Source organism: Streptomyces sp. NPDC107550 (assembly GCF_055639095.1).
Map to the genome: position 1 here is coordinate 71,833 of NZ_JBVKBC010000017.1, position 12,350 is coordinate 84,182.

The following is a 12,350-nucleotide window of genomic DNA, read 5'->3' on the forward strand; positions in this document are numbered from 1 at the left end:
TATGCCTCGGGCAAGCCCCTTTCGCATGCGCGTGGCGTGTCGTCCGCGCATTGTCGGCCAGGGTGCCCGACGCCCCCTAGACGCGGGAGTCGATGCGGAGTTCTCTGGCCTGTGGGGGGATTGCGAGCGACGCGCGAACCAGAGCCGGCCTGCCCGGGTGACACGGGCGGCGACATGTCGGCATCGACAACTCTCGGCATCTCTCGGTGATTGGGGCATTTTCGATGACACCTACGCTCGTGCGGCGACAGCGCCTCGGGGCGATGGCGGCGCCGCGTGTGGATCTGAGCGCACGCGCGCGTGACTGGGCGGAGATCCAGGAGCGGATGCTGGTCCCGCTCTATGAGGCGGTGTACGGGCGCCTGGAGGTGGGCCCGCGTTCGCGGGTGCTCGGCCTGGAGTGCGGTTCGGGGCTGGCCGTGCTCATGGCGGCCTCGCGGGGCGCGGCCGTGACAGGTGTGGAGCCCGGCGAGCCGGAGCGGCTGGCGCTGGCCCGGCAGAGGCTGTCGGCGGACCCCGGCGAGGCCCGGCGGCGGGTCTCCGTGCGGCTGACGGAGCGGCTGGCGGACGACTTCGGCCTGGGCGCCGGGCCCGCCGCGGGAGAGCCCCCGTACGACGTGGTGACGGCGTTCTCGCCGATCGGCTGTGTGGCCGGGGACGCGGAGGGCCTGTCGGCCGAGTTGGAGCAGGCGGCTCCGCTGGCGCGGCGGGGCGCGGCGGTGGTGCTGGTGGGCTGGGGCCCGCCGGAGCGCTGTGCGACGTCCACGGTGCTGCGGGTGGCGACGAAGCTCGCCGATCCGCTGCGCAGTGCGCGCAGTTGGCGGCCTGCGCTGCGGGACGACCTGGAGGAGGTCGCGCAGCGGGCGGGCCTGCGCCCGGACGGTTCGGGCCGGGTGGCGTGTCCGTTCGGGTACGCGGACACGGACAGCGCGGTACGGGGGCTGCTGTCGACGGGTCTGTTCGACGCGGCGGTCGAGGCCACGGACGGCGCGCAGGTCGACAAGGAGGTCACCGAGTCCTTGCAGCCCTATGTGCGGGAGGACGGCACGGTGTGGATGCCGAACGTGTTCCGCTATCTGATCGCCCGGACGACGTAGACCGGACGACAGGGAACGCAGACCGGACGGCATAGAGACGCGCGTACGACATAAGGGCGCACGTACGGCATGGAGGCGTGCGTACGGCATAGGGGCCGTACGTACGCCTCAGAGTCGCGCGTACGACATTGAGGCGGCACGCCCGACGCGTCACTCCTTGGTGAGTCGGGTGATGCCGGCGATGCGGTAGGCGTCGGTCTCTTCGAGGGTCTCGTTCTCCAGGAGCGCGTGGGCGAGGGCGTCGAGCTTGTCGCGGTTCTCGCGCAGCTTGCGGCACGCCTCCTCGTAGCACTCGTCCACGATGCGGCGCATCTCGGCGTCGATGGTGTCGAGGGTCTCGGGGGCGGCGGCGAGGCCGTACGCCTGCTGCGCGTCGTTGGGGAGTGCGGAGAGGCGGCCGACCTTCTCGCTCATGCCCCAGCGGGCCACCATGCCGCGGGCGAGGTTGGTGACCTGTTCGAGGTCGTTCTCGGCTCCGGTGGTGATGACGCCGTAGACGACCTGCTCGGCCGCCATGCCGCCGAGTGCGCCGATGATGCGTCCGCGCAGGTACTCCTCGGTGTACGCGTATTTGTCGGCGTCCGGGGTGGACAGGGTGACGCCGAGGGCGCGTCCGCGCGGCACGATGGTGATCTTGCGGACGGGGTCGGCGCCGGGCTGGAGCATGCCGAGGAGGGCGTGGCCGCTCTCGTGGTAGGCGGTGCGGCGGCGTTCCTCGTCGGGCATGACCAGGGGGCGTTCGGCGCCGAGCTGGACCTTCTCCAGGGCTTCGGAGAGGTCGGACTGGGTGACTTCGCGTTGCTTGCGCTTGACGGCGAGCAGGGCGGCTTCGTTGGTGAGGTTGGCGAGTTCGGCGCCGGTCATGCCGGGGGTGGTACGGGCGACCTGCGCGAGGTCGACGTCGGGGGCCATGGGGATGCCCCGGGTGTGGATCTTGAGGATGGCCTCGCGTCCGCCCCGGTCGGGCGGGGAGACGTTGACGATGCGGTCGAAGCGGCCGGGGCGGGTGAGGGCGGGGTCGAGGACGTCGGCGCGGTTGGTGGCGGCGATGACGATGACGCCTTCGGAGCCGGAGAAGCCGTCCATCTCGGTGAGGATCTGGTTGAGGGTCTGCTCGCGTTCGTCGTGGCCGCCCATGCCGCTGCCGCCGCCCCGGGCGCGGCCGATGGTGTCGATCTCGTCGATGAAGATGATCGAGGGGGCGACCTTGCGGGCCTCGGCGAACAGTTCCCGTACGCGGGAGGCGCCGACGCCGACGATCATCTCGATGAACTCGGAGGCGGACGCGGAGAAGAACGGCACACCGGCCTCACCGGCGACCGCGCGCGCGAGGAGCGTCTTTCCGGTTCCCGGCGGACCCGCGAGGAGGACGCCGCGGGGCATCTTGGCGCCCATCTCGCGGTAGGCGTCGGGGTTCTTGAGGAAGTCGACGACGTCGTTGAGTTCGCCTTCGACCTCGTCGATGCCGGCGACGTCCTCGAAGGTGGTGCGTTTCTTGCCGGGTTCCAGTTCGACGGGCTTGGGCGGCTGTTTGCGGCCGAGCATGCCGCCCGCGCCGCCCATGCCCTGGCTCATCCGGCGGGCGATGAAGATCCACAGGAAGACGAGGAGCAGCATCGGGGCGAGGGAGATCAGCAGGTTGGACAGGAAGCTGCGTTCCTGGACGACCGGTTCGGCCGTCACGGTGACCTTGTGCTTCTCCAGGTCGGCCCAGAGGTTGTCGTCGGCGAAGGAGGGGCGCTGGGTGGTGAACTTGGTGTAGTTCTTCGCGCGGCTGTCGCTGCCGTCCGGAGTGGGCTGCTCCTTCTTGAGCTGGCCCTGGATGGCGTCGCCCTTGGCGTAGATCTTGCTGACGTTGTTGTCGGCGACCTGCTTGCTGAACTCGGTGTACGAGATCGTGGGCTCGTCGCCCTCGCCGAAGAAGGACAGCACCAGGTTGGCGATGAGGTAGACGATCAGGGCCGTCAGGATGAGTCCGCCCCAGCCGCCGGGCATCCGGCGTTTGGGGGGCTGCGGTGGCGGCGGGGGCGCGCCCTCGGAGCGCCAGGGCTGATCGGTCCGATCGCGCGGGGGTACCGGGTTCGCCACGCCTTCTCTCCTCCTGCCGCGTGCCGCTGTCGTAGCGCCATGCCGGCTCTTGGCCTTGGGCCCATCAGCGCACACATCCCGACCCCTTGCCAGTATCCAGAATCCTGGTTACTGTCTGGAACGTGAACGGTTTCGACGATCGCTTCCTGACCCGCAACGGGCTGGCCGCCCGGCAGCTCGCGGTGCTCCTGATGGGCCACGAGCCGGAGACGCGCCTGCCCCGCGTGAAGGACTTCGCGCAGGAGCTGGGCTGCGGGAACGGGACGGTCCAGGCCGCCCTGCGCCTCCTCGAAGAGGCCGGCGCCATCGAGACGGCCGCCCGGGGCCACCTCGGCACCTTCCTGGTCCGCTCCGACCGCGCCGTGCTGTGGCGGCTGTCCGGCCTCGGCACCCTGCTCGCCGCGATGCCGCTCCCCTACTCGCGCCGCTACGAGGGCCTGGCGACGGGCCTGCGGGCCGCCTTCGAGGCCGCCGGAACCCCCTTCGCCATCACCTTCATGAGAGGCGCGGCCGCGCGTACGGCCGCCCTGCTGGAAGGGAAGGTCGATCTGGTGGTGCTCTCCCGGCTCGCGGCCGACGGCCTGGTCGCGGAGCACAAGGACGACCTGGCACTCGTCGCCGATCTCGGGCCCGCCACCTATGTGGGCGCGCACGGCTTCCTCGTACGCGACGGAGTGTCCCTGGACAAGCCCGGGCTGCGGGTCGCGGTCGACCACGCCTCCGAGGACCAGCGACTGCTGGCGGAGCGCGCCTTCTCGGGGCGTGACGACATCCAGTGGGTGGAGTCCTCGTACATGCAACTGCGCGACCTGTTCGCACAGGACCAGGCCGACGCCACCGTCTGGAACCTCGACGAGGTGCAGGGGCGGCTCGGCATGGAGATCGAGGTCCTGCCGCTCGGCGACGAGGTCACCCGCGACCTCGCGCTGCGCAACTCCAGCGCGGCCGTCATCGGCAGGACCGAGGGCGCCAAGGCCCTGTCCGCCGTGCGCGACGCGCTGGACCTGACGCGGGTGGCAGAGCTTCAGGCCGAGGTGCTGCGGGGCGACCGCATCCCCTCGTACTGAACGGCCGAACAGGAAAGCCCCGAGATCGGGTCTTTCGTACGGCCTCAAAATCCAGAATCCCGGTTACTGTCTCACTTGGGAGGACCGCATGGACGACCAACTAGCCCTACGCATCGAGCTGTTCCGTGAGGGCGGCCAGGTCAGGCCGGAGGTCGCCGACTTCGTGACCGCCGAACTGGCCGCCCTGCAGGCCGAGGGCCATTCCGTCACCGAGGAGAGCGCCGGGATGCTCACCAGCCATCTGATGATGGCGCTCACCCGGCTCCTGGACGGCGCCCCCGTCGAGCAGTTCCTGACCGACGAGCAGGTCGCCGCCGAACTGGCGGACCACCCGCGCGCGGTCGAGCGAGCCCGCCGCGTGTCGGCACGCGCGCGTGAAGAACTGGGCGCGACGCTTCCCGAGTCCGAGATCAACTTCCTCGCCATGCACCTCGCCGTGCTGGCGCAGCAGCCCACCGGCTGACCTATCTGACCTACCGAAAGAAGGAACCAGTCATGACGAAAATCCTCACCGGCGGCGTCGGCAAGGTCGAAGCGGCGAACGCCGTGAAGGAGCTGGGTCTCGACGGCGTCGAGGTGGTCGTCTCCAGCGACATGGACGCGGCGATGAAGCTGCGCGCGGGGCAGGCCGACTACTTCCTCGGCACCTGTCACACCGGCGCGGGCGCCTCGCTCGGCGTCCTGGTCGGCCTGATGGGGCAGCCGCTGTGCCACACCTTCGGGCGTTCCGTTCCCCAGCAGGAAGAGGTCGAGGCACTGCTTGCCCAGGGCAAGAAGGTGTTCGGCTTCTCCATGGACCAGATCGACACGATCGCGCCGCTGCTCGCGCGCGCCATCGCCGCTCGCTCCTGAGCCGTAGGACCCATCATGATCACCTCCTCGGGCACCGTCCTCGCGGCCGGCGTGAGCCTCGACTTCACGCTGGCCCAGCAGCTCACCGTCATAGCTCTGTGCGCGCTGACCGCGTTCATCTCGCACATGGCCCTGGCCGTCTTCAACGACGGCGTACGCCCCTTCATGCTCGACTTCATCCAGGGGCGGACCACCCGCAGCGCCACCACGGCGGTCTCCTTCGGCCTGTCCGCCGGGTTCATCTTCGGCCTCGGCGCGCCGATGGCCCTGTCCACGGGCGTCCTGAACCCGTGGCTGGTGTTCCTGCCGACCGACATCCTCGGCCTTCTGTCGCCCAAGAAGTGGCTCGCGCCGATCCTGGGCGCGGCCTGGGGCGCGGTCGTCGTCTTCGGCCTGAACGGCGCGAACAACCTGGCGCACGACCTGCCCGTCGACTTCCTGACCGCGATGCAGCAGATGTCGACGCCGATCCTCTTCCTGTTCACGCTGTTCCCGGTGCTGGCCATCACCAAGCAGTTCGGGCGCAAGTGGGGCGCGATCGCGGGCGTCGCCGAACTGGCCCTGGTCGTCATGACGATGAAGCTGTGGCCCAAGGTCTTCGCGGGCGCCATCGCCATGGCCGTCGGCGTCCTCATGCTGATCGCGCTGGCGGTCGCCAAGGACCTCAAGCAGCGCAGGGCCGACCGGGCGAACGGGGTCGAGGAGGTCGTCCTCGCCGACGACCCGATGGCGTCCCTGTTCAGCGCGAGCGCCGCGCGGCTGCGCCGGTATCTGCCGCTGTTCATGGTGCTGGGCGCGGGGGTGTGCGTGCTGGCGCAGATGCACATATTCGGCGGCGGCGAAGCCACCAGCTTCCTGATCGCCAAGGGGCAGTACGGGGAGGCCGCACAGGTCGACTTCTACCGCGTGTTCGGCTTCATCCCGCTGATCGCCACGACGGCGCTGGCGTCCGGCGCGTACGGCATCGCCGGCTTCACGCTCGTCTACCCCATCGGATATCTGCTGCCGAACCCGTTCCTCGCGGCGGTCTGCGGTGCGCTGGTCTTCGCGGCGGAGGTGCTGGCCCTCTCCTACATCGGGCGCTTCCTCGGCAAGCTGCCGAGCGTGCGCGACTCCTCGGAGCATCTGCGCAGCGCGATCACGGACACGCTCCAACTGGCCATCCTGTTCGGCTCGCTGATGGCGGCGAACGCGATGGGCGCGGGTCTCGGCATCATGATCGTGGGCGGGCTGTATCTGCTCAACGAGGCGATGGGCCGGCCGATCGTGCGGATGGCGGCGGCTCCGGCGGCCGTGATCGTCGGCGGCATCCTCCTCAACGTCCTGTACTGGCTCGACCTGTTCACCCCGATCAAGGGGTGACCCAAGAGCCGATGTGACGCTCTGTGAAAATCTCCCTCAACTTCGTCACTCTGCGTGGAACTTCTGCGGAGAGCGGCCCGTTGAGGGAGTGAGCGGCCGGGACTTCCGACCGCTCGCCACAGACCGATCGGCGCCGCAGCGGCCGGCGCGGGCAGCCGATCGGACCGCAGGAAAGGAACACCCCCCACCATGCAGAACCCCACCCTCCACACCGTCAAGGGCCCCCTTTCCCCCGACGCCGTCCGCGGCCCCGTCCTCCCCCACGAGCACCTCGTCCTCGACCTGGACCTCAAGGGGGACGGCGGCGCCGTCCTCGACGCGGGACGCCACGGACCGGCGGTCGCCGCCGAACTGGCGGGGCTGCGCGACACGTTCGGCCTCTCCCTCGTCGTGGAGCTGACCTGCCGCGGCATGGGCCGCGACCCGGCCGCGCTCACGGCGCTCTCGCAGGAGAGCGGAGTCGCGGTGATCGCCGCCACCGGCTGGTACTACGAGCCCTTCCACACCACGGAGCTGGCGGACGCGAGCGTCGAGCAGCTGACCACGGTCCTCGTGCGCGACATCGAGGAAGGCATCGACGCGACGGGGACCCGCGCGGGCGTCCTCGGCGAGGTCGGCAGCCACGGCGAGGTGCCGAGCGAGCCCGAGTCCCGGTCCCTGCGCGCCGCCGCGCGGGCCGCGCTCGCCACCGGACTGTCCGTCGCCACCCACGCCCAGCTCGGGCACGGCGGCCTCGCCCAGCTCGACCTGCTCACCGGCGAAGGACTGCCCGCCCACCGCGTCTGCGTCGGCCACCAAGACCTCCTCGACGACCCGGCCGTCCACAAGGAGCTGGCGTCGAGCGGCGCGTACGTCGCCTTCGACACCGTCGGCAAGGAGAGCTACCAGAGCGACGACACCCGGCTGCGGCTGCTGCTCGCCCTCATCGAGGCGGGCCACGCCGACCGGGCGCTGCTGAGCTGCGACATCTCCCGCCACGCCTATCTCCTCGCGGAGGGCGGACACGGATACGGGCACCTCTTCCGTACGTTCCTGCCGAGACTCCGGGCGGCGGGCGTGGACGACGACCTGATCGACCTGATGACCCGGCGCAACCCGCTGCGGTTCCTGACCGGCGCGAGCGTGGAGGAGATCTGACCATGAGCACCAGCACCGGCGCCCCGACGCCTCCCTCGCTGCCCGCCACCCATCCGCTGGCCACGGTGACCGTGGAGGCCGCCGCCGAGCGCCAGTTCCGTCTCCTCGCCTGCACCGCCGCGCACTTCCAGGGCACCGAGCTGTTCAGCGCGGACGCGGGCGTGGTGCCCGGGCTCGGCCGGCCGCGGACCACCGCCCAGGTCGAGGCCGTGCTCGCCGACTACTTCGGCGCCGAGGACGCGGCGCTCGTCCAGGGCGCGGGCACCGGCGCCATCCGCGCCGCGCTGAACGCGGCGGTGAGCGCCGGCGACCCGCTCCTCATCCACCGGGCCCCCGTCTACCGCACCACCGAAGTCACCCTGCGCGGCATCGGCGTGCAGACCCACGAGGTCGATTTCAACGACATGGGGGCGCTGCGCGAGGCACTCGCCTCGGGCCGCTTCCGCTGGGCGTACGTGCAGCACACCCGCCAGCGCCTCGCGGACTCCTACGACCCGGGCGACGTGCTCGCCGCGTGCGCGGCAGCCGGGGTACGCACGATCGTCGACGACAACTACGCGGTGATGCGGGTCCCGTCCGCCGGCGTCGAGCTGGGCGCGGACGCCTCCTGCTTCTCCCTGTTCAAACTGCACGGGCCCGAGGGGGTCGGCGTCGTCGTCGGCGCCCGCGACCTCGTCGCACACGTGCGGCGGGACAACTACTCGGGCGGCGGGCAGGTGCAGGGCCATCAGGCGCTGGACGCACTGCGCGCGCTCACCCACGTGCCGGTGATGTGGGCGTTGCAGTCCCGGGTGGGCGCGGAGGTGGCCGAGCGGCTGGCGGCCGGGGAGGTGCCCGGGGTGGCGGAGGTCCGCGTGGCCAACGCGCAGGACCGCTGCCTGCTCGTCCGCCTCGACCGGCCGGTGGCCAGAGAGCTTCCGGCGGTCGCGGCGCGGTTCGGGGCCGCCCCTTACCCGGTGGGCTCCAACTCGCGGTACGAGATAGCGCCGCTGTTCTACCGCATGTCCAGCTCCTCGCTCGACGACTCCCCCGAGCTGGCCGACTGGACGGTGCGGATCAATCCCATGCGGGCCGGCGCCGATCTCGTCGTCGACATCCTGCGCCGCTCACTGAACGAACTCAGCAAGGACTGACCGACCGTGTTCCTCGACAGTCTGCTCACCCGCAACCCCGAGCTGGCCGACGCAGCGACCGCACTGCACCGGCGCGGGGAGATCCCACCGGACACCTATGTGATGGACCTCGACGCGATCGAGTCGAACGCGGAGCTGCTGGCCCGCGAGGCCGACCGGCTCGGCCTGACCCTGTGGTTCGTCGTCAAGCAGATCGGCCGCAACCCCGAGTTGATCAAGGCCATCGCCCGGCACATCCCCCGGTACGCGGCCATCGACCCGCCCGAGGCCCGCACCCTGCACGCCGCCGGCGCCCGGGCCGGAAACCTCGGGCACCTCGTCCAGATCCCGCGCCGGGAGCTGCCCGGCATGCTCGCCTGGCACCCCGAGACGGTCACCGTCTACGACCTGGACAACGCGCGGGCCGTGGCGGAAGCCGCCCGCGGGCTCGGCATGGTGCAGGACCTGCTGATCCGCCTCGAAGGGGCGCCGGGGTCCGTGTACCCGGGGCAGGAGGGCGGGGTTCCGCTCGCGGGGCTCGACGCGTTCGCGGAGGCGGTGGAGAAGCTGGAGGGGGTGCGGATCGCGGGCGTGACGGCGTTCCCCTGCGTGCTGTGCGACCCCGCGACCGGGGCGCCCACTCCCACGCCCAATTTCGAACTCGCCCTCAAGGCCCGCCAGGCGCTGGCGGCGCGCGGACACACCGGCCTCAAGCTCAGCGCCCCGAGCGCCACGTCGATGGCGTCGCTGCCGCTGCTCGCCGAGTCCGGCGCCACGCACGGCGAGCCCGGACACGCCCTCACCGGTACGACGCCGCTGCACGCGCGCGACCTGAGCCAGCCGGAGAAGCCCGCGTACGTGTACGTCACCGAGGTCGCCCACACGCTGGCCGACGGCAGGCCCGCGGTGTTCGGCGGCGGCTTCTACCCGCGCTCCCACATCCGCTCCGCGCTGCTCCCCCGCACCGGACTGCGCCTGCCGGTGCAGGACGCGCCGCCCGAGAACATCGACTACTACCGCCTGCTCGACGCGCCCGCGCCGGGTGCGGACGTCCGCGTCGGGGACACCGCGCTGCTGGCGTTCCGCACGCAGGTCTTCGTGACGCGTTCGACGGTCGCGGTGGTGGCGGGCCTGGCCGACGGGGCACCGCGCCTGGTCGGGCTGTACGACGCACAAGGAAAGGCCGTGTCATGAGCAAGACCGTGATCGTGGTGGTGGACGGCTTCGGGATCGGCGCGATGCCCGACGCGGGGGCGCTGCGCCCCGGCGACCTGACCGCCGACACCTGTGGGCATGTGCTGGACGAGGGCCGGCGGGCGTTCGGCCGGCCGTTGCGGCTCCCGGTGCTCGGGGCGCTGGGCCTCGGCCTCGTCCACCCGCACCCCGACCTGGCGCGGCGCAAGCACCTTCCCGTGGCGGTGGGGCGGGCGGCGCTCGGCTACCCGGGGGCGGACACGTTCGCCGGGCATCAGACGATGATGGGCGCCGACTTCAGCAGGGTGACGGTGGCGCGGCTCGCCGAGCACCTGGACGAGGTGACGCGGGCCCTCACGGACGCGGGCCACCGGGTCGAACCGCTCGACGGGAAGCCGCTGCTCGTGGTCGACGGCGCCGTCCTCGTCCACGACAACCTGGAAGCGGACCCCGGGATCAACTGGAACGCGTCGGGCCGGCTCAGCGACCTCGGCTTCGACGCCGTCCTGGACGTGGCGCGGACGGTGCGGGCGGTCGCGCCGGTCGCCCGGGTCATCGCGGTCGGCGGCCGGGCGGACGGGCCGCTGCCGCAGTTCGTGCGGGACGGGGACGCGGGCACGGTCGGCCTGGACACCCCGGCGACCGGCTTCTACCGCAACGGCGGACTCCAGGTGCAGCACCTGGGCGCGCCCTCGGACCACACACGGCAGTTGCCCGATCTGGCGGCGCGGGCCGGAGTGCCGGTGACGCTCGTCGGCAAGGCGGCGGACATCCTGGAGTGCGAGGCGGCGGTGCGCCGGCCGGCGGTCGACACGGGCGAGGTGTTCGCGCACACCCTGGAGGCGGTACGGGCGGAGGGTGACGCGCTGGTCGTCGCCAATGTGCAGGAGTCGGACCTCGCCGGGCACCAGCAGGACGTCCCGCGGTACGGGCGGATCCTGGAACAGGTCGACGCGGGGCTCGCGGCCCTGCTCTCCCTGCTCACGACACCCGGCGACCGGCTCATCGTCACCGGCGACCATGGCAACGATCCGACGATCGGCCACGCCTTCCACACCCGGGAGTATGTGCCGGTGCTGATCCACCGCCCGGAGGCGGCCGGGGTCGAGCGGCTGCCGGACGCCGCGAGCCTCGCGGACGTGGGCGCCACGGCGGCGGCCTCCCTCGGCCTCGACCCCCACGCCCTGGCCAACGGCACGGAGATACGGGCGGCGGCCGGCAGAGCGGCCTGACACCGCCCGCGATTACCCTCCTCGCGCCGGCGCGGTCTACGGTCGGCGTCGGGCGCGCGCCTGACGTGCGGGGACGCGCGGGTGGGCGGGGTCGCGCGGGCACGTTCGGGCGGGCGGGGCGTGGGGGTCGGTTCTCGGTGCAAGGAGTTCATGCGGTGTCGTCGTCATCGGGTCTGGTCGCGGGGATGGAGCGCCATCAGGTCCCCCTCTATCTCGGGGCCCTGGCGGTGGGCGGCCTGGTGGGCTGGGCCGTGCCAGGGATCGGCCCGGGGCTCGGGCACGCGATCAATCCGGTGCTGGCGGCACTCCTGTACGTGACGTTCCTTCAGGTGCCGGCGGCGGAGTTGGTGCGGGCGCTGCGGGCGGGACGGTTCCTGGCTGCGGTGCTGGTGGTGAACTTCGTGGTGGTGCCGCTGGTCGTCGCCGCGCTGTTCACGTTCCTGCCCGACCAGCAGGCCGTGCGGGTCGGCGTGCTCCTTGTGCTGCTGGCCCCCTGCGTCGACTACGTGATCGTCTTCTCCGGGCTCGCGGGCGGCAGCAGTGGGCGGTTGCTCGCGGCGACGCCGTTGCTGCTGATGGCGCAGATGGTGTTGCTGCCGGTGTTCCTGTACGCGTTCCTGGGGGCGGAGTTGGCGGACGTGGTGGACGTCGGACCGTTCGTGGAGGCGTTCGTCGTCCTGATCGTGGTGCCGCTGGCGCTGGCGTGGCTGACCCAGGCATGGGCGGACAGGAGGCCGGCCGGGCAGCGGGTGGCGGAGGCGGCGGGCGCGGCGATGGTGCCGTTGATGTGCGCGACGCTGTTCGCGGTGGTGGCGTCGCAGGTGCCCGGGCTGATCGACCGGGGGAACCTGTCGGACGTGCTGGGCGTGGTGCCGTTCTACGTGGTGTTCTTGCTGGTCATGGCGTTCGCCGGGTACGGGGTCGCGCGGCTGTTCCGGCTGGGGGCGCGTGAGGGCAGAGCGGTCGTGTTCAGCGGGGCGACGCGCAATTCGCTGGTGGTGCTGCCGCTGGCGCTCGCCCTGCCGGACCGGCTGGCCGTGGCGGCGGTCGTCGTCGTGACGCAGACCCTGGTGGAGGTGGTGGGGATGCTGGTCTACGTCCGGGCCGTGCCGCGCCTGCTGCCCCTGCCGGAATGAGCGGCGCACGATGCGGCTTCCCCCCACCCGGTGGTACGGCTCCCGCACCACGCGAACCGGCCCGGACGGCTTC

The 12,350-nt window shown here is 71.8% G+C and carries 11 protein-coding genes; 10 read left to right on the plus strand and 1 reads right to left on the minus strand.

Annotated elements, in window-relative coordinates:
* Positions 1–224 precede the first annotated feature (224 nt).
* On the plus strand, positions 225–1,097 hold the full coding sequence (locus ACZ7LY_RS22275) for a class I SAM-dependent methyltransferase (protein ID WP_471626403.1): 873 nt from the start codon (positions 225–227) through the stop codon (positions 1,095–1,097).
* A 150-nt stretch (positions 1,098–1,247) separates the two neighbouring features.
* Here the strand turns inward: ACZ7LY_RS22275 and ftsH are convergent, their stop codons facing one another.
* A complete protein-coding gene (ftsH, locus tag ACZ7LY_RS22280) occupies positions 1,248–3,185 on the minus strand; it encodes an ATP-dependent zinc metalloprotease FtsH (RefSeq protein WP_471626404.1) in 1,938 nt (645 codons plus the stop codon).
* A 122-nt stretch (positions 3,186–3,307) separates the two neighbouring features.
* Between ftsH and yhfZ the strand changes: the two genes are divergently transcribed.
* The 9 genes from yhfZ (at position 3,308) to ACZ7LY_RS22325 (ending at position 12,277) form a co-directional block, all read left to right on the plus strand.
* Positions 3,308–4,252 (plus strand): GntR family transcriptional regulator YhfZ, encoded by a 945-nt coding sequence (gene yhfZ, locus ACZ7LY_RS22285; protein ID WP_471626405.1) that lies wholly within the window; start codon positions 3,308–3,310, stop codon positions 4,250–4,252.
* A gap of 88 nt (positions 4,253–4,340) precedes the next feature.
* Positions 4,341–4,715: a PRD domain-containing protein gene (locus ACZ7LY_RS22290; RefSeq protein WP_471626406.1), complete on the plus strand. Its 375-nt coding sequence runs from the start codon at positions 4,341–4,343 to the stop codon at positions 4,713–4,715.
* Between the two features lie 32 nt (positions 4,716–4,747).
* Complete coding sequence (locus ACZ7LY_RS22295) at positions 4,748–5,104, plus strand: DUF2620 domain-containing protein (protein WP_471626407.1); 357 nt, start codon at positions 4,748–4,750, stop codon at positions 5,102–5,104.
* Positions 5,105–5,119: 15 nt separating this feature from the next.
* Positions 5,120–6,466 carry a YhfT family protein gene (locus tag ACZ7LY_RS22300; protein WP_471626408.1) on the plus strand — a complete coding sequence of 449 codons (1,347 nt, stop codon included), beginning with the start codon at positions 5,120–5,122 and terminating at the stop codon, positions 6,464–6,466.
* 189 nt (positions 6,467–6,655) lie between these two features.
* A complete protein-coding gene (locus tag ACZ7LY_RS22305) occupies positions 6,656–7,603 on the plus strand; it encodes a phosphotriesterase family protein (protein WP_471626409.1) in 948 nt (315 codons plus the stop codon).
* Positions 7,604–7,605: 2 nt separating this feature from the next.
* On the plus strand, positions 7,606–8,736 hold the full coding sequence (locus tag ACZ7LY_RS22310; protein ID WP_471626410.1) for an aminotransferase class V-fold PLP-dependent enzyme: 1,131 nt from the start codon (positions 7,606–7,608) through the stop codon (positions 8,734–8,736).
* 6 nt (positions 8,737–8,742) lie between these two features.
* On the plus strand, positions 8,743–9,909 hold the full coding sequence (locus ACZ7LY_RS22315; protein WP_471626411.1) for a YhfX family PLP-dependent enzyme: 1,167 nt from the start codon (positions 8,743–8,745) through the stop codon (positions 9,907–9,909).
* Positions 9,906–11,141 (plus strand): phosphopentomutase, encoded by a 1,236-nt coding sequence (locus ACZ7LY_RS22320; protein WP_471626412.1) that lies wholly within the window; start codon positions 9,906–9,908, stop codon positions 11,139–11,141. Before ACZ7LY_RS22315 ends, ACZ7LY_RS22320 begins: the two co-directional genes overlap by 4 nt.
* Positions 11,142–11,326: 185 nt before the next feature.
* A complete protein-coding gene (locus tag ACZ7LY_RS22325) occupies positions 11,327–12,277 on the plus strand; it encodes an arsenic resistance protein (protein ID WP_471626468.1) in 951 nt (316 codons plus the stop codon).
* Positions 12,278–12,350 lie beyond the last annotated feature (73 nt).